The sequence below is a fragment of the Phormidium pseudopriestleyi FRX01 genome (assembly GCF_017313335.1).
Lineage (GTDB): Bacteria > Cyanobacteriota > Cyanobacteriia > Cyanobacteriales > Laspinemataceae > Laspinema > Laspinema pseudopriestleyi.
In genome coordinates this window covers 1-15976 of record NZ_JAFLQW010000462.1, presented here as the reverse complement: position 1 = coordinate 15976, position 15976 = coordinate 1, and the positions used below count along the sequence as shown (strand labels likewise).

Here is a 15976-nt window from a genome sequence, read left to right as displayed (position 1 = left end):
CTCCTAGGGTCTCGGGCTTGGATCCATTGTCAAAATGATTTAGGGTCGCTATATAGCTTGTTCTAAATGATTTATGTCCTCTCCTGCTCCCCTCTCCTTGTAGGCCGCCTTATGTTGGGGGAGAGGTCTGATTCCACAACTGATTTAGGACTGTCATCAAGAAAGCGAGCAAGATGCTCGCACTCCTAATCGAATATGTACCATAAGAGTCTGGAAACAGCTGATCAGCATTTTTGTTAAGAAACCCGGTTGTCTTCCCTCTACTTGACCAATTCCTATAGTTTAGACTCATTCATAATGAGCCAACGACACCCGAATTCACGATAAATACCCGTGTTTAAACCGTTCAAATCTGCTTTAAAATTTAACAGTTTCTGGAGATTGGCCGCCGCCTTATTTGGGGGTATTTTGATGGGATTAACCCCAGCCCCTTTCAACGCTTGGCCCTTAGCTTGGATTGCCTTAGTTCCCCTGTGGATTCTCCTGGTCAAAACTGGAGAAAACTCATCGAGAACTCAGAGAATCTGGCAGTTGAAATTTTTAGGATTGCCCTTGTTATGGGGAATCGGATATCACGGAATTGCCTTGTTTTGGATTACCGGAATTCATCCGATGACTTGGTTGGGGGTTCCTTGGCTGGCAAGTTTGGCGATCGCCTGCTTTTGTTGGACCTTTATCACCCTCTGGGGTGCGGCATTAGTCACTCTTTGGGCGGTCACGCTGACCGGGATAAATCGGCTATTTACAAAGGTTTCTGGACATCCCCCCTCTCCCTGGGTCCGCGTGGCGATCGCAACTGCTCTTTGGTGTAGTTTAGAAGCCATTTGGAGTACAGGAAATCTCTGGTGGACCGCCCTTGCCTTTACCCAAAGTCACCAGAATTTAGTCATTTTGCACCTGGGACAGCTATCCGGTCCGACTACAATTACCGGGGCGATCGTCATCGTCAATGGATTGATTGCTGAAGCCATTCTCGCCTTCAATTCTGACCGAAAATCTCTCAACCGAACCCGAGGTTTATTGTTAGCTTCTGCGATTATTTTATTTATAATTTTACATGGAATTGGATTGGCTCTCTACAATCGTCCCCTGAGCCAATCTCCGGAAACTGCCCTAACAGTTGGCATCATTCAAGGGAATATTCCCAATGAAATTAAGTTTGATTCCCAGGGATGGCGTCGCGCCTTGCAGGGATATACCACCGGGTATCAAGAGTTAGCTGAGGCGGGAGTGGATGGCATCTTGATTCCCGAGACAGCTTTCCCCTATTTATGGACTGAAGAAAATATCCGTTACAGTTCTTTTTATCAAACAATTCTCGACTATGAGGCAACCGCTTGGGTGGGAACTTTTGGCAGTCAAGAGGGCAATTTTACCAATAGTTTAATTACGGTGACTCCCGATGGAGAAACCTTTAGCCAGTACGATAAAACCAAGCTGGTTCCTTTGGGAGAATATATTCCTTTTGAGAAAATTTTGGGTAAAATCGTGGAGAGGTTATCGCCCTTAGAGGCGCGGTTAGTGGCGGGAAAACCGGATCAAGTATTTGATACGCCTTTCGGACGAGCGATCGCCGGGATTTGTTATGATTCCGCCTTTTCTGAACTGTTTCGGCGACAAGCAGCAGCCGGGGGGGAGTTTATCCTGAGTGCGTCTAATGATGCTCATTATACCGCAATCATGATGGAGCAACATCATGCTCAAGATGTGATGAGGGCGATCGAAACCGATCGCTGGGCGGTTCGGGCGACCAATACAGGTTATTCGGCGATCGTCAATCCCCAAGGCAAAACCTTATGGATTTCCGAACAGAATACCTATCAAATTCATGCAGATACGATTTACCGACGCCAAACTCAAACCTTATATGTGCGATGGGGAGATTGGTTATTGTTCGGCTTTTGGGGAATAGCGGCGATCGGTTTTGGTCTGGATTACTGGACCGTAAAAAGTACCGTGAAAAGTTCTGTACTCCCCAAAATGATGTACGGGAATAACTGGGGGAACCGCTATAATCACCTTTTGGCAGAGAGAGAGTTATATCTTAAAGCAGAGGTGAAAGCACAGGAGTCAGAGATAAGGTAAGAGAGTGAAAATTTGACCCTCTTACTTTAACGGAAAATATAACAATGCAACTTGTAGATATTCTGATTGCCTGGTTAGTCACGTTTAGTAGCTTGCTGTTGATTTCTCGATTGCCCTTGGGGATTGAGATTGATAGTCCCCCAAAAGCGCTGATGGCTGCGGCTGCGTTGGGGGGATTAAATGTGCTGATTTTACCCCTGCTCAAAGCCGTATTTTTCATCCCAAATTTGCTGACTTTGGGCTTATTGGCTGGGTTATTCGCGTTTGTGATGAACGTGATTATCTTTGCCATCGCTGCCCGTGTGGTTCCCGGTTTTCGGTTGGAGAAGGGCATCACGACGGCTATTTTTGGGGCGTTGGCTTTAGCGTTAGTCAGTAGCTCGATTGAAATGATTTTACTCTAAAGCTACACTAACGCTCTTGGGTGGCTAGGGCAGAAAGCGATCGAGGGCGGCCTTGAGTTCTTCGATTTCGTCTTCGATATGGCCCTCTTTGGCTGCCCGGGCGAGGCATTCGGTGAGGTGTTCGTCCAGGACGATGCGGGCGACGCGATCGAGTGCACCGCGAACGGCAGCCACTTGTAAGAGGACTTCCGGACAGGGACGGCTTTCCTGAACCATTGTTTTAATGCCCCGGATATGGCCTTCAATGCGAGAGAGGCGATTGACGAGGCGACGTAGGGACTCTTCGCTGTGAACGTGAACATGGGAGTGGCTGCGTGAGTCGTGATCGGGACTGGGGTGGGTGTGGAACCCGTCGGAATCGTGATTGTGAGCCTGGTCAGGCCCGGGATGAGCAGTGGAGGAGTCAGGTAGAACCATGAGGGATTGGGGAAAGGCGGCAGTAACACTCAGTATTTTATCCTAAGTTCGGGTGCGATCGCCACTTTGACAACTGTCCACTGTTTCCAGGGTTTTGGGTGGGTTCAAGCCGTTGCACCGGGAAAATGAAAAAACCAATTTAAAGACTGCCACAAGCTCTCGTCTGTAGCTTCCACGATGGCTCATAGTTGATTCATCGAACTAAAAAACGCATCTATCATGGAAATCATTACTTACTTCTTCCAAAAATCTTCTGAGTCGAATTCCGTCCCTTCGGAAACCTCACCCCTGCCTCAGCCTACGGTAGAAAGTGACCTAGTGCTATTGATGCGGGTTGCCTAAACCCCTTGAACCTGTGATCGAGATCGCCTGTGATGGGCGAAAGTATCACCCAGTTCTACCCGATATCATCACCGGCTACCTTGTCAAAAAATGGGATAATATAACTGTTGAGTTGAAATCCTATCCTGTTTCCCATTTTCAGGTGGTTATAAATTCTCTGTTAATAAATGGTCTAGGGTGATGTAAGCTAGAACTAGGATGGTTAGAACTCGACAACTCTGCCAACCCCTATCCAGAAAAAGAGGATCAAGTCATGGAAAATGACACTCAACCGACGACGACATCTGAACCCCTATCAAGCTCCATCAAAGAATTGGCCGAACAGTTTCTGCGCGCACTAAGCTATTCCAGCCACATCAGGGCCAGTTTTCGGAAGCATCGCCTCCACGAAGCCAGCTGGACGCTTTAACTTTAAAGAGATTTTCGATGTCAGTCTCAAGGCGTAAATTCATTTGTATTTAGTCATATTGAATCGTTTAAAGTTTGAAAAAGCCCCCATCGATGGGGGCTTTTGTTTGGGGTTCTATAACCAACCTCTAAAGTCTCCAGGACTTACACATTTGGGGAGAGCAAACCCTCAATGTAGAGGCATTCGCAAAGGATGCCTCTACATTGAGGTTTCGATGTTACAGATTGCGTAAGTCCTGTTCATGTATCGCCGGTTACTTTGTGGGTGAGAGCAGGTGGGTTACTGGTCGAGTAAACCAGCGGACTTCCAAGCTAAGTACACCACTAAAGCCCGACCGAAGTCTTGGGCAGCTTGTTCTAATTCGGTCTGGGGAGGCGGAGTTGGGGGTTTTTTGAGAGATTGAGGTTGTGCGTTCATAATCGGGGTTTTGTCCATCGGGTTTCTAGTCTAATTATCCGGACTATTTTTGAGTTTTAGCAGAGAGATTCAGACAGTTTTTGAGCTGTCCTGGGAGAGCTTGAACCAGTTGGGTAACTGTCTGCTTCTCGGTGGGGTATTTGTTTTGCGATCGCCCCAAAAAACATCCACTCCCAATAGTGGAACAGTGCTATCCGTAAGCGGAACAGTCACCTTAGTAAACTGCAATTACTGATCGAAATTAGGGATTGCTATGTTTCTCCGTCACATTTCTGTCTTAGGTGCTTTAATACTGGCTTTAGGTAATGCCCCCGCTCATGCTACTCTTAATGATTTCGCGAGTTCCCCTAGAGTTCCTGAACCGCAGAGGATAGATCCGCACGAAATTGCCTATCGGACTCCGACAGCGACTCAGACTCATCTCATTTTATCTTTGGGCGATCGCCGAGTATATGTTTATCACAATCGGGTCTTGCAGTCCTCTTATCCGGTTGCCGTGGGTAAACCGGGTTCGGAAACTCCTCTGGGGACATTTCAAGTGTTTCAAATGGTCAAAGATCCCATCTGGGAAAGTCCGTTTACTGGGGAAATTATTCCCGCAGGAGTGCCGCAAAATCCTTTAGGACCGAGATGGATTGCATTTTGGACTGACGGCAATAATGCGATCGGGTTTCATGGAACAGACTCTCCCCAGTCCATCGGACGGGCAGAATCCTGGGGATGCGCCCGAATGTTGGATGACGATGCGATCGCCTTATATGATCAAGTGCAAATTGGCACAACCGTGACCGTGATTCCTTAATTGTCAGAACATCACCGAATCAGAAAAAATAGCCTCTGCCTCCCCTGTTTCACCGGAGGCAGAGGCTATTTTTGCCAGCCTTTCCCCCTGAGAATAGTGCCAGATAAGCTGTGGTGAGTTGTAGCCGAAGCGCCACTCTACAGCCGCCCCTTTCTCCCCCTTCTGCCCCGATTTCCTCGCATTCCTGGGCAGTTTGAACCTGGAGGGCGTCGGTGATATCCTGATAATAAATGACTAGCCCCGTTGCGGAGGGACTGCCCTGCACTTTGATCCCGCGATTCAGGGTCGGGTAAAAGTGTTGAATTTCCACGGAAATCCCTTGGGCGATCGCCCATTGAGCAACTGGCTTAGTTCCAGCAGCGCTGACCTGAGTGCAGGCACAAATGTAGTAAAAAAACTCTGTCTCTAGGGGGATGACTCGGGGAGACGATTACCGGGAAAATAGTTTTTTTGTAAGCGAAAATCCCTAGATTTTTTCTTTCTCAACTTATTGTTATTGATGGAATTAATAAAACAAGAAAGTTATAAAAATTATTCAAACCCGCTCAACTCAGAACCAACAAATTGAAAATATTGATTATAAAAGGAGTATAACATTGAATTTCGGCAACCTGATTGGGGCAATCGCTTTTATTGTTTCTTTGATTATTCTCTGGGAAATTAGAACTGTTCTGTTGCTAATTTTTGCCGCCATTGTTTTTGCCACAGTCCTCAACCGAATGGTGTGTCGATTACAGCTATCGCGTCTCAATCGCGGTTTTGCCATTGCCCTGACGATTGGCCTTCTTGTTGCCATCCTGGGTTTATTTTTTGTCTTAATTTTTCCCAGGGTTGTTAGTCAATTTCAAGAATTGCGGGAACTCCTCCCCCAAACCTTGGCCCAACTGCGTCAGTGGTATCAATGGGTACAAACCTTTATTCCCAATCAGGTGATTGAAGATATTCAAAATATTGAATTTTTAGCTGAACGACTTCCCAATATCCGTTTAAGTTGGGTTGGTGGATTCTTTAATATTTTCTCCAATTCTTTAGACTTTGTATTAAACTTGCTCTTGGTGCTCGTGCTAATTGTCATGCTATTAGCCAATCCGACCCTCTATCGACAGAGTTTTATGCTGATATTTCCAGCATTTTATCGCCGCCGAGTCGATGAAATTCTCCAAGGATGCGAAAAAAATTTGGTGGGTTGGGCCGTTGGCCGAATTTTTAACATGGTTTTTATTGCGATCGCCAGTGGATTAGGCTTATGGGTAATAGGCATCCCCTTAGCGTTAGTCAATGGCATGATATCCGGTTTACTGACCTACATTCCCAATATTGGCCCGATTGTCGGTTCCATTCCCCCCATCGCCCTAGCCTTCCTAGATTCACCCGTAAAAGGAGTGATAGTCATTGTATTTTACCTGTTTATTGAGCAGCTAGAAGGGCTAGTATTAACCCCAATGGTCATGAAAAATGAAATTTCTTTACCCCCGCCGGTTACTTTAACCTCTATGCTGATTTTTTCTCAGTTTTTTGGGTTTCTCGGTTTATTCCTCGCCCTCCCCATCGTGGCGGTGTTACAAATTTGGTTAAAGGAAGTATTAGTCAAAGATATCATGAATAATTGGACCCGACAGGGAGCTTATTCTGCTCAAGTAGAAGACCCCTTACCCGGTGAACCCTTAACGGATTCTGAACCCTAAGTACAGATTAAAACCTAGCCCTGAATTGATGGTAAATTTAATGACAAAACATCGGAAATTTCACGTAGGGGCCTGCGCATTGCGCCCCTACAAATACACCTTGAACGGGCTAAGATTAAAACCCGCACCCTTTCTTTAAGGGTGCGGGTTTGGGCAATGAGAAGTTCCGTATAACGAATCAACGCTGGTCAAGAATCAGGGTTTGATTGAGGCGTCCAGTACCCCGAGTTTCTTGCATAACCGTATTGCGATCGCCGGTTAACTCCACGTAAACACTGGAATTAGCGGGACTATAATTTCCAGTGATTTCAATTTCATTTTTGCCTGGATTGAGATAAGACGAGAGGTCGATCGCCGTATAGTTGCCGCGAATGGTCTCCACCACTTTCCCATCGATCACAATCTCTGCGTTGATGTAAGTGCCGCGATCGCCCCAAACTTCCAGGGCTAATAATTGGTCAGCATCCACCGTAATCCCAGTTTCTTGGGTTTGAGACAGGTTACTCCGGTGTGACTGTCGGGAATACCCCGATTGAGACACCAAATTAGGGCGATCGAGGGGGAAAACGATCCACCCCGGTCGGAAACGTTCTAAGTGAGTTTGTTGCCCGAGGCGACTGCGACTGCGAAGAGATTCAATACTCAATCCGCCCTCGGATTCTACCCGAATTCCCTGTTCATCCACCTGAATCGACATCTGAGACTGAGCCTGGGTCGCACTGAGCATCAATGCGGCTAAGGATGTGAATAGGGCAAGCCATCTCACACGGTGGGGCGGCTTGATTACATATCCCACAAAATTTATGACTCTATACATTGTTTTAGTCCTAAATACAAAAAGACAGCAACCAATCTAACTCATTCATTTAATCCGGTTCAATTACTCAATTAACCGCAGTTGTTCTCGATAGCGAATAGCCGGATTATTAATAGAGTTAAGGCGATCAGCGGGATTATCTACGTTGATTTTAGGATTGACCTGAATCTGCACGGGATAGCTGGTTGACCTGAGCGATCGCGCTGTCCCTTGAACAGACTGACGAACAGAACGGTTTTGAACTGCCCGATTGGGTCCGACATGAATTTGGGTTCCCGTAGTCACGGTGGCATTGCGACCACAAGCGCCGGGGTTTCCCATATCTACTGTATTGGTTTGCTGGGCCGGACCTCCGCCACTGATGGAAATTTGCACGCCGGTATCAATTTGCACACATTGGGCGGCAGCTAAATCCGTAGCAACGGGGGCAATGGTGAATAAAGTAGCAATGGATAAACTGCCTAAAAATGAAGATTTTTTCATGAATTTTACCGATGAAAATGACTAAATAGAGGAGGAAAAAGAAAGTCTTTTCTTCCCGATTGAATGCCAGGAAATAATGGGGATGCACCGAGATTGAGTCTGATATCGCTTTCACTGAATTATCAAAATTAGGCCATTAGTGCCGGATAAAATTTTGATTATTTCGGGAAGAAGCATTGGGAAGATTAGCCGGAGTGCGGATGATACTAGGGCTAATCGATTGGTGTAGGCGGTTCGAGGATGGCACAGCGGAATTTGGAAAAGTCCGACCGCGAGGGTCAACATAATACAGATTGACGTTTTGGTTAACGGTGTTACCGTTGCCGTTAATCGCCGTTTGTTGATTGATTGCGGGAATCGGGGGGCGACTGTTACCCTGTGAGACTTGTGCGGTTAGGGGAGTGGCGATCGCCACGGTGGAGAGGGTCGCGGCCAGACAGACTCGGTTAAATTGTGTGAACATAATTGGCACCGTGAGTAAAGGGAATGACGTCGGGTGAGATCTATCCCGACGTCAGGATCGGGAGTTGTCTAAAGGCGATCGCCTTAATGTTTCTTTTGATAGTTGGGACGAGGGCGAGGTGCGAACCGAGTGCTATCTGCTTCCACGGTGGTTTGACGATTGCTTTGACGCACTTGATTGTGATGTCCGTAAACGTCGGCATTCTGCAATTGGTCCTGAACAACACCTTGGTTTCCGAGTCCACCGCCCCGGCGATCGATATTGGTTTGGGTGGAATTTTGGTCTACAAAGTTTCCATTGCCGGTCACAACCGCACGTTGTTCACTGGTTTGGACTACGGCACTGTCCCCACTGACGCGGTATCCCCCAGCTTGAGCAGGAAGGGGTACGATGCCTAAAGTCGCGAGGGTCAGTAACCCCAAAACTCCACTGAGTTTCGGCATTTTGACAGCTTGAGCAACGGTTTTATAAGCCTTGAGAGAGATCATCATTGTTTTGTCTCGTTTGAAGTGAGTAAGGGTTGAAGAGTGGAGCGATGGCGCTACCCTCTTTAATCCTCTGAATATCCTCATTAAAGAGCCTCTACTTTCTCCTGTCAAGGGGGTTTTAAGTTTTTTTAAAGAGCCTCTCCGGGGGATGTTAGGGGAATTTCAGGGATTTTTTTATGGAGTTCATGCCAAGATAATTGAAGTTAAATACCAAGTTAAACATCAAATTTGTGGTTTTTCAATATTGCAATATCACCATAAAAAATGTTCTGTGCTTGCCTCTCAACCGGGTGGAAATGGTCCGGGAGAAAACAAGTAAACTTTTGTAAAAAAAAGAGGGGATTTCCCCTCCGAGTGTTATCGTGAATGCATACGATATCCCTTGAATGACTGCCCGCCCGATGAGAGCGTCCGCAGTTATTCGATCGCAGAGTAGGCGTTGCCCAGGTGCTTCCGGGGAGTTCAACGGTCAGCGGTTGCGATCGCCATCTGACCTTCTCCCCCCTTAATCTTCCACTTTCTCAAAATTGAGCGATGCCGAATTAATGCAGTAGCGCAATCCCGTCGGTTTCGGTCCATCAGGAAAAACATGACCGAGATGAGCGTCACAATTGCCACAGAGAACTTCTGTCCGACGCATAAACATGGCGCGGTCCTCTTCTTCTGCCACATTCCCCTCCTGAATTGGTGTCCAAAAGGACGGCCACCCGGTACCGGAGTCAAACTTGGTCTGTGAGCTAAATAACTCCGTCCCGCAACAGACGCATTTATAGATTCCCTTCTCTTTATTGTCGTGGTAAGCTCCCGTGAAAGCTCTTTCGGTTCCTTTCTTTCTCGTCACCTTGAACTGTTCTGGGGTCAGTTGCCCTTTCCACTCGCTTTCTGATTTTTCAATTTTCTGAACCATTGTTCATTCCTCTGCAGGGGTATGTGAAAGTATTATTCTATCGTTATCCTTGCAGAGGGTTGGGGTTGAAGTCCCCACTCTGAGGTATAGGGAAATCCCCCCTCGGTCCCCCCGTTCCAAATGCAGGTCCTCATCTAAGTAGGTGGTTTGTAGCCATCCCGAGGCCCACTTGCCCAGGGGCAGTTTGAGAAGCCCCAAGGGGCCGAGTTGGAACCCCAGGCGCTCAAACCGGAACTGAATGCGGTGCTGTTTGTACTCAAAAGGACCGCCCACAATCAGGGAACTCCCGGCAAGGGTGACTTGATTTTCAAACCACAGGCGCTGCAAATCCAGGCGCTGGATGACGGAGGCGATCGCCTTGCGGTTTATCCCGTTCCCAGGTTTGTTCAATTTCTGAGCGTTGCGCGTTCCCGAACTCCAGAGTAACCGCCATTCCCCCTCTAGTAACTGGCGATCGCCTCGGATTTGGGCTTTTTCCAGAATGGCGATCGCCCCTTGCAGACTTGAAGAGTCCAGAGTGCCATCTTCCGAGTCCTTCAACAGTTGCGATCGCGCTTCTTGGACTGCCTCATCTCTTGTTTGGTTTGTCATACTCTCTTCTCTCCCCGATTTCCTCCCTAATTTATAGCCTGATTCAAGGTGAAGAGATAGATTATTTGGGAATTGTGGAGTGCGAGCATCTTGCTCGCTCTTGAGGATAGCGAGCAAGATGCTCGCACTCCTCTGGCCCTCAATTCTCCCTAATTATTCACAATTAAGCCTCAAGAGGGTTTGGAGACCCTACCCCTACATCACCGGATAGGGTTTGGAGAACAAACCCCTACATCACCGGATAGGGTTTGGAGAACAAACCCCTACATCACCGGATAGAGTTTGGAGACCCTACCCCTACATGAAACAACGATTGAGCGTCATTAAATTTATCACCTTGACAGGGCTAGGGTATTAGTTGAAAATTTGGCAAGGTGACGGGGTGAACTGCGCTACTCCAGACTTGAATAAGGTCTCATATTTTCAGGAAGAAGGTTAGAGGGTCCGGCGAAAAAAATCAAAAACTTTCGTCAAAAGTCGGGCAATGCGGAAGTAGGATTGATAGGGGAACGGCAGGGGCAAGGGAAGGGAATAGCCATAGGTTCGATTTATTAAGTGTTCTAGGCGCATTGGAAGGGTTACACCCAGGGGTAGGTGAAATGGTGTTTCTAACTTTTTCCACAGGCGATCGAGCATGGGACCGTGTTAATCCAGCTTTTTTTAATAGTTGCCTTCACATTAAGCATGGCGCAAAACCTATTTCCGTGTCAAATGATACGAGATTACCTGGGCTAATTCTAGGGTCCATGAGGTTCAGATCCTCGGTTTGCCGGTGAAATCTCAAGGGGCACAGGGTCAGGACTCACGCCCGATCGCCCGATTCGAGGGGAGACTTTTGATGCAGTCTTCAAACAACTGGGATGAAACAGTCCGGCGATCGCTCGAATGATTGCCTGAGTTTAATCGGGGTTCTTCTGAAGACTTATACAAGGGGTCGATTGTGTCTACAACGTTACCCAGACTGAAGGCCATAAAAGCATTTGCCATAACCATAAGGGGTGGAGTGAACAATACGGGTGAGGCCGGACCTTGCTTGTATGATATCGGCAAAGACCTTGTTGGAATATTTTATGGTTATGGAAGAAAATAGCATTTTACCCGAATGCTCCGATGATGATGTGGTGTCATTTCGCGGCAAACTGTTTAAAGTCAGTCAATTGCGGAAAATGATGGGCCATGCCATGACCGAGCAAAACCAACTGAATCATACCCTTTCTAATGCGTTAAAACAAAAAGGATTAGAGTTGGGGCTCACGGATACGAAAGAGTTTTTGAATCAAGGGGTGAAGGGGGAACTCCTGAAAATTACGGGTCAGGGTTGGCAAAAAGGCAAAATTAAAATTAAAATTAGTCTAGAATTTATCCCGGATGTTCCCGAGGAAGCGCTATTGTCATCTGGGGAGAATTCGCAGATGCAGACGGGGGCCGATCGCCCCTTACCGGAGACGGACTACAGTAGAGGAATGCCACAGTCGGAAAAGAATGGACACCGACAGCGCTACCCCCGCTAACCAAAAACCGTTACAATAGCATCGCGTTCTTTTGCCCAACGCCTATCTCTTGGTGCTATGACCCATTCTCAAACCCCGATCCAAACGGCCATTTTTTCCAACGACACCTTAATTAAGCTGCCCACCCACAAGTTTTATCGGCAGACATTCCTATTTAATGAACTGCTGTCTATCCTCCTGTGGGCCGTTACCCGCGTTTCTTACGACGTCAACTGTTTAATTGATGGGTCGAAAGGAACGGCAATTCAACCCAGTGGGGGATGGGATCGCGGGACGATTCGCTTGTTGGCGATCGCCGGATTCAAGATGCGTGGCGAGGAAACTCTCAATCACATCGATTGTCTGACGCGACAAAACCCAAAGTTAATTTTGCCAGATACTGCCGTCATTCAAGCTGATACCAATCTGATTTGTCGCGAACCCCGTCAAGTCAGCGAAATTGTCAAAGAGCTCAAAGAAGAAGTGCAAATCGCCTGTGCAGAAATGACGGATTTTGTGAAACCGACTCGTTTAGGGTTTCCCACGATTGAATTTCTGGAACCGGGTAAGGAATGGCGACACGCAGAGATGCGCCTCACTATGGAATTATCTTTTATCAGCGATCGCACTCAGGGAGATGACAATGGACAACTCAGAGATCGGGTGATTTCTCAAAGCATTTCCCCCCTCGGCGATGTTTACGGTCCCTCCACTGCCACCTAGTCCGAGAGTACCCGATGGGGAAGACTAACCCGGTTCAGTCGGAATGCTGTTGTTGCTGAACCCAGAAGGCGATCGCCTGGACTAACTCTGCGGGTTGAATGGGTTTGGCGAGATGTTGCTGAAACCCCGCTTCGAGGATTTGCTGACGGTTCGTCTCTCCGGCGTAGGCAGTCAAGGCGATCGCCGGGATTGCCCCCCCCAGTTGCGGTTCCCATTGTCGGAGTTCCTGAATCAGCATATACCCATCCATTTGCGGCATTCCGATATCGCTCAACAGTAAATCAGGAATGGACTTTTCAATCGCGGCGATCGCCTGTTGTGCCGAATTCACTGCCCGAACATTGGCACCATACTGCTGCAACACAAATTCCAGAAACTCTAGGGTATCGGGGTCATCATCCACCACCACTAGGTTAATCCCCTCTAAACTGGGCTCACTCTCGGGGAAAACAGGCTCCTCCAGAACTGGAGAATTCAGGGAAATCAAAGGGAGGGTCACGGTAAACCTTGTGCCTTGACCCTCTCCGTCACTCTCTGCCTGGACTGAACCCCCATGCAATTTCACCAGGTTATGCACGATCGCCAAACCCAGACCCAACCCCCCAAAGGACCGAGTGGTTTTACTATCCGCCTGCCGGAAATACTCAAAAACGTATGGGAGAAACTCCTCCGCAATTCCTCGACCTGTATCGTACACTGTAATCTGAGCCAGGTTGCCGGTGGTGGATTCTAGGCGAATGCTGACCTGTCCCCCTTCTGGGGTAAACTTAACCGCATTGGAGAGCAAATTCCACACCACTTGCTGCAAGCGGTTCGGATCCCCTAACACCTCCACGGACTCCATTGGCAGGAATTTTTCAATGCAGATTTGCTTGGCCTCTGCGACTAACCGGACCGTTTCCACAGCAGATTCAATAATTTTTCCTAACTGGACCGGAAACATTTCTAGGGTCAGTTTCCCGCGTAAAATCCGGGAAATATCTAGCAAATCATCGATCAGTCGGGATTGCAACTTGGCATTACGTTCGATGATTTTTAATGCTTCTAAGGTTTTGGCTTCAGCGAATTTCCGCATTTGTAGCAGTTTAGCCCAGCCTAAAATCGGATTAAGGGGCGATCGCAACTCGTGGGACAACACGGCGATAAACTCATCCCGGACCCGATTGGCCTCTTCAGCTTCTGCTCTGGCATTTTGTTCAGCTTCGTATAATTGAGCCCGGGCGATCGCCTGGGCGCACTGTTGCCCTAAGGCCACCATAAAGGCTCGCTCTTCTGGGGAAAACTCTCGCGCCTCGGCAAAACTTAACCCCATCGCCCCGATGGATTGTCCCTGTAGAATTAAGGGGATCGCTGCTAAGGCTTGATTATTTGTCTTTCCCTGGAGTTTGGACAAGATGGGATATCGAACGCTTAAATCGGTTAAATTTTCTTGAAAAATCGGTTCCCCCGTCCGCACGCATTCAGATAAAGGGACGGGTGCATCAATGGGGATATTCTGCCATTGGTCTACAATCTCTTGGGGATAACCGATCGCGCCGACTATCTTTAATGTCTTGTCCTGATCGGCCAGAATGACCAGGGAACCGGCTTTAGCATCAAGGGCTGCAATCCCTTGATTAACCACCACTTCGGCAACTTCGGCAGGGGTGAGGGCCTCGGATAGAGCAGCAGTGACCGCTTGTAAGCGAGCAGTCCGCGCTGCCGCCTGTTCTGCCATCTGCCTTGCTTGTTGCGCTTGTTCGTAGAGTCGGGCATTATCCACAGCCAGGGCGGCACGACGGGCTAGTTCTTCCGCCATGTTCAGATCTGAGCGATCGTAACGACGACCGGATTCAGCAGCCACAAAGGAAATCGTTCCCAAAGACCTCCCCCGGGCGATCATCGGGACAATCATCACCGAACTAAACCCGACTTCTTTGAGAATTTGCAAATGTTCTTCATCCAGGGCCGCTTCGACCAGCAACTCTTCAGGAATATAGGGATAAAACTCGGATATCCCAGTCCGCAGGACTTGTGGCGAACCCCGTGGTGCGTCGGGATCAACTGGATACTTGTCGTTGAGTTGTTTGGCCCAGGCAACTTTGTCCGGATTGATATGAGCGGTGATCGGGGGTGGGAGTCTGCCGTTTTCTTCGACCACAGTCACCGTACACCAGTCGGCCAGTTGAGGTACCGTCAGGTCCGCTACCGTGGCTAAGGTGGTCTGATAATCCAGGGAACTCGAAAGGATGGTACTCGCATCTGAGAGATACTGTTGGGCATTTTCCGTGCGTTTGCGATCGCTCAGGTTGAGGGCAAAAAATACTCCCTCCTCGGGGGTATCCTCAAACAAAGCTCCACCACTAATGGTAGGAACCCAATTCCCATCTTTGTGAATGAATTCCTTTTCGTAGGGGGTGCAAAATCCTTGAGCTAAGGCTTCTTCTCTGGCCTCGACATCTGTCTGATGATCCTCCTGTGGCGTGACGTTTTTCCAGGAGAGGCCTTGGGTGTCAAATTCTTCTCGGGTATAGCCTAACATCTCCAGCAAGGCATCATTGGCTTCGGTTATCTTGCCTTGGATATCCCAAAAACCCAGACCAATCATGTTGGACTCAAACACTCGACGAAACCGCGATGCAGTTTTCTGGAAGGCTTGCTCGACTCGTTTATACTCCGTTATGTTCCGAGAAATACTCACGACAAACTCCACCGAACTCTCTGCTGCCAATTCTGGAAAGACCTTCGTTTGAAAAAACTGCATTCCATCGGATCCTAGAAACTGGTATTCAAATAAGCATTCGCATCCGGTGGCAAAGGTTTGGCTCAACTGCTGTTGATACAGGTTGGCAATGGCTTCTGGAAGCCCTAACTCTTGATGGGTTTTGCCGAGAATAGCTTCAGCAGGCATCCCTCTTGCTTTTTCCCCAGCCTGGTTAATGTAAACATGGCGAAGGTGGCAATCAAAACGGGCGATTCCATCGGGGGCATGGTTCGCTAGGGATTTGAACTGTTGTTCTTGACGGTGGAGTGCTTCTTCCATAGTTTTGCGATCGCTGATGTCTTGAACGCTAATAGCGTGATAGAGGATTTGAACTGCTGTGTTTCTAATCCCAGTTGCGCTGATCACAACGGGACAAATTGTATCATCTTTCCGACTATGCAGGAACTGTCAGGCTTGCATCAATGCGATCGCTACTCCTGGAAATCCCTTCGGCTAAATCGGATATATTTTCTAAGGGTAATACATCTACAATCAGTTTGCCAGTTAATTCTTCGACGGGATAGCCCTGCATCTGAGCCAAGACTATCGAGTCTGTCAAAGATGTGGAGTTCCGCATTGATTCGGACTATTCCTCATCCAGACTGTTTAACCCGTTCCATTTGGAGTTAGGAACGGCACAAGCTAAATACAGAGGTAATAGAGTATGGGCGCAATGCGCAGGCCCAATTCAGGGCGTAAGCATTGCGCCC

Annotated in this window: 20 protein-coding genes; 7 read left to right on the top strand and 13 right to left on the bottom strand. The window is 48.1% G+C overall.

All coding sequences use genetic code 11. The annotated features are described in order from the left end of the window. Nucleotides 1–411 precede the first annotated feature (411 nt). Both lnt and J0895_RS17525 read left to right on the top strand, forming a co-directional pair. Nucleotides 412–2085 carry an apolipoprotein N-acyltransferase gene (gene lnt, locus J0895_RS17530; protein ID WP_242541385.1) on the top strand — a complete coding sequence of 558 codons (1674 nt, stop codon included), beginning with the start codon at nt 412–414 and terminating at the stop codon, nt 2083–2085. A gap of 44 nt (nt 2086–2129) precedes the next feature. Then, on the top strand, nt 2130–2489 hold the full coding sequence (locus tag J0895_RS17525) for a phage holin family protein (protein WP_207089302.1): 360 nt from the start codon (nt 2130–2132) through the stop codon (nt 2487–2489). 24 nt (nt 2490–2513) lie between these two features. Here J0895_RS17525 and J0895_RS17520 read toward each other — a convergent pair whose 3' ends face one another. Beyond that, nucleotides 2514–2906, bottom strand: coding sequence for a metal-sensing transcriptional repressor (locus J0895_RS17520; RefSeq protein WP_207089301.1), 393 nt, complete (start codon nt 2904–2906; stop codon nt 2514–2516). Between the two features lie 219 nt (nt 2907–3125). On the opposite strand from J0895_RS17520, the gene J0895_RS26470 reads away from it, so the two are divergent. After that, nucleotides 3126–3248, top strand: coding sequence for a hypothetical protein (locus tag J0895_RS26470; RefSeq protein ID WP_277989861.1), 123 nt, complete (start codon nt 3126–3128; stop codon nt 3246–3248). Between the two features lie 688 nt (nt 3249–3936). Here the strand turns inward: J0895_RS26470 and J0895_RS17515 are convergent. Next, nucleotides 3937–4074, bottom strand: a complete 138-nt coding sequence (locus J0895_RS17515) for a hypothetical protein (RefSeq protein WP_207089300.1) — start codon at nt 4072–4074, stop codon at nt 3937–3939. 253 nt (nt 4075–4327) lie between these two features. Here J0895_RS17515 and J0895_RS17510 point away from each other — a divergent pair, with 253 nt between their 5' ends. Then, nucleotides 4328–4876, top strand: a complete 549-nt coding sequence (locus tag J0895_RS17510) for a L,D-transpeptidase (protein WP_207089299.1) — start codon at nt 4328–4330, stop codon at nt 4874–4876. 49 nt (nt 4877–4925) lie between these two features. Here J0895_RS17510 and J0895_RS17505 read toward each other — a convergent pair whose 3' ends face one another. Further along, nucleotides 4926–5186 (bottom strand): hypothetical protein, encoded by a 261-nt coding sequence (locus J0895_RS17505; protein ID WP_207089298.1) that lies wholly within the window; start codon nt 5184–5186, stop codon nt 4926–4928. 286 nt (nt 5187–5472) lie between these two features. Between J0895_RS17505 and J0895_RS17500 the strand changes: the two genes are divergently transcribed. Further along, on the top strand, nt 5473–6561 hold the full coding sequence (locus tag J0895_RS17500; RefSeq protein ID WP_207089297.1) for an AI-2E family transporter: 1089 nt from the start codon (nt 5473–5475) through the stop codon (nt 6559–6561). A 178-nt stretch (nt 6562–6739) separates the two neighbouring features. Here the strand turns inward: J0895_RS17500 and J0895_RS17495 are convergent, their stop codons facing one another. The 8 genes from J0895_RS17495 to J0895_RS17460 form a co-directional block, all read right to left on the bottom strand. Next, nucleotides 6740–7378: a hypothetical protein gene (locus J0895_RS17495; RefSeq protein ID WP_207089296.1), complete on the bottom strand. Its 639-nt coding sequence runs from the start codon at nt 7376–7378 to the stop codon at nt 6740–6742. Between the two features lie 63 nt (nt 7379–7441). Next, entirely contained in the window at nt 7442–7861 is a 420-nt protein-coding gene (locus J0895_RS17490; protein ID WP_207089295.1) for a hypothetical protein, read from the bottom strand. Between the two features lie 136 nt (nt 7862–7997). Further along, nucleotides 7998–8324, bottom strand: coding sequence for a hypothetical protein (locus tag J0895_RS17485; RefSeq protein ID WP_207089294.1), 327 nt, complete (start codon nt 8322–8324; stop codon nt 7998–8000). A gap of 83 nt (nt 8325–8407) precedes the next feature. Continuing rightward, on the bottom strand, nt 8408–8815 hold the full coding sequence (locus tag J0895_RS17480; protein WP_207089293.1) for a hypothetical protein: 408 nt from the start codon (nt 8813–8815) through the stop codon (nt 8408–8410). A 502-nt stretch (nt 8816–9317) separates the two neighbouring features. Beyond that, complete coding sequence (msrB, locus tag J0895_RS17475; protein ID WP_207089292.1) at nt 9318–9719, bottom strand: peptide-methionine (R)-S-oxide reductase MsrB; 402 nt, start codon at nt 9717–9719, stop codon at nt 9318–9320. Nucleotides 9720–9722: 3 nt separating this feature from the next. Further along, nucleotides 9723–10310 carry a PAP/fibrillin family protein gene (locus tag J0895_RS17470; protein ID WP_207089291.1) on the bottom strand — a complete coding sequence of 196 codons (588 nt, stop codon included), beginning with the start codon at nt 10308–10310 and terminating at the stop codon, nt 9723–9725. Nucleotides 10311–10745: 435 nt separating this feature from the next. Beyond that, nucleotides 10746–10946 (bottom strand): hypothetical protein, encoded by a 201-nt coding sequence (locus J0895_RS17465; RefSeq protein ID WP_207089290.1) that lies wholly within the window; start codon nt 10944–10946, stop codon nt 10746–10748. 159 nt (nt 10947–11105) lie between these two features. Beyond that, nucleotides 11106–11297: a hypothetical protein gene (locus tag J0895_RS17460; protein ID WP_207089289.1), complete on the bottom strand. Its 192-nt coding sequence runs from the start codon at nt 11295–11297 to the stop codon at nt 11106–11108. 50 nt (nt 11298–11347) lie between these two features. Here J0895_RS17460 and J0895_RS17455 point away from each other — a divergent pair, with 50 nt between their 5' ends. Next, nucleotides 11348–11821: a KGK domain-containing protein gene (locus tag J0895_RS17455; protein ID WP_207089288.1), complete on the top strand. Its 474-nt coding sequence runs from the start codon at nt 11348–11350 to the stop codon at nt 11819–11821. A gap of 57 nt (nt 11822–11878) precedes the next feature. Further along, on the top strand, nt 11879–12523 hold the full coding sequence (locus tag J0895_RS17450) for a hypothetical protein (RefSeq protein ID WP_207089287.1): 645 nt from the start codon (nt 11879–11881) through the stop codon (nt 12521–12523). A gap of 34 nt (nt 12524–12557) precedes the next feature. Here the strand turns inward: J0895_RS17450 and J0895_RS17445 are convergent, their stop codons facing one another. Beyond that, nucleotides 12558–15632, bottom strand: coding sequence for a hybrid sensor histidine kinase/response regulator (locus J0895_RS17445; protein ID WP_340643545.1), 3075 nt, complete (start codon nt 15630–15632; stop codon nt 12558–12560). 28 nt (nt 15633–15660) lie between these two features. Beyond that, a complete protein-coding gene (locus J0895_RS17440) occupies nt 15661–15843 on the bottom strand; it encodes a hypothetical protein (protein WP_207089286.1) in 183 nt (60 codons plus the stop codon). Nucleotides 15844–15976: the final 133 nt, after the last annotated feature.

Bases quoted from the DNA above. Each gene is read 5' to 3' on its own strand.
- lnt (WP_242541385.1), top strand. From the start codon at position 412: ATGGGATTAACCCCAGCCCCTTTCAACGCTTGGCCCTTAGCTTGGATT.
- J0895_RS17525 (WP_207089302.1), top strand. From the start codon at position 2,130: ATGCAACTTGTAGATATTCTGATTGCCTGGTTAGTCACGTTTAGTAGC.
- J0895_RS17520 (WP_207089301.1), bottom strand. From the start codon at position 2,906: ATGGTTCTACCTGACTCCTCCACTGCTCATCCCGGGCCTGACCAGGCT.
- J0895_RS26470 (WP_277989861.1), top strand. From the start codon at position 3,126: ATGGAAATCATTACTTACTTCTTCCAAAAATCTTCTGAGTCGAATTCC.
- J0895_RS17515 (WP_207089300.1), bottom strand. From the start codon at position 4,074: ATGAACGCACAACCTCAATCTCTCAAAAAACCCCCAACTCCGCCTCCC.
- J0895_RS17510 (WP_207089299.1), top strand. From the start codon at position 4,328: ATGTTTCTCCGTCACATTTCTGTCTTAGGTGCTTTAATACTGGCTTTA.
- J0895_RS17495 (WP_207089296.1), bottom strand. From the start codon at position 7,378: ATGTATAGAGTCATAAATTTTGTGGGATATGTAATCAAGCCGCCCCAC.
- J0895_RS17490 (WP_207089295.1), bottom strand. From the start codon at position 7,861: ATGAAAAAATCTTCATTTTTAGGCAGTTTATCCATTGCTACTTTATTC.
- J0895_RS17485 (WP_207089294.1), bottom strand. From the start codon at position 8,324: ATGTTCACACAATTTAACCGAGTCTGTCTGGCCGCGACCCTCTCCACC.
- J0895_RS17480 (WP_207089293.1), bottom strand. From the start codon at position 8,815: ATGATGATCTCTCTCAAGGCTTATAAAACCGTTGCTCAAGCTGTCAAA.
- msrB (WP_207089292.1), bottom strand. From the start codon at position 9,719: ATGGTTCAGAAAATTGAAAAATCAGAAAGCGAGTGGAAAGGGCAACTG.
- J0895_RS17470 (WP_207089291.1), bottom strand. From the start codon at position 10,310: ATGACAAACCAAACAAGAGATGAGGCAGTCCAAGAAGCGCGATCGCAA.
- J0895_RS17465 (WP_207089290.1), bottom strand. From the start codon at position 10,946: ATGCTCGATCGCCTGTGGAAAAAGTTAGAAACACCATTTCACCTACCC.
- J0895_RS17460 (WP_207089289.1), bottom strand. From the start codon at position 11,297: ATGGCAAATGCTTTTATGGCCTTCAGTCTGGGTAACGTTGTAGACACA.
- J0895_RS17455 (WP_207089288.1), top strand. From the start codon at position 11,348: ATGATATCGGCAAAGACCTTGTTGGAATATTTTATGGTTATGGAAGAA.
- J0895_RS17450 (WP_207089287.1), top strand. From the start codon at position 11,879: ATGACCCATTCTCAAACCCCGATCCAAACGGCCATTTTTTCCAACGAC.
- J0895_RS17440 (WP_207089286.1), bottom strand. From the start codon at position 15,843: ATGCGGAACTCCACATCTTTGACAGACTCGATAGTCTTGGCTCAGATG.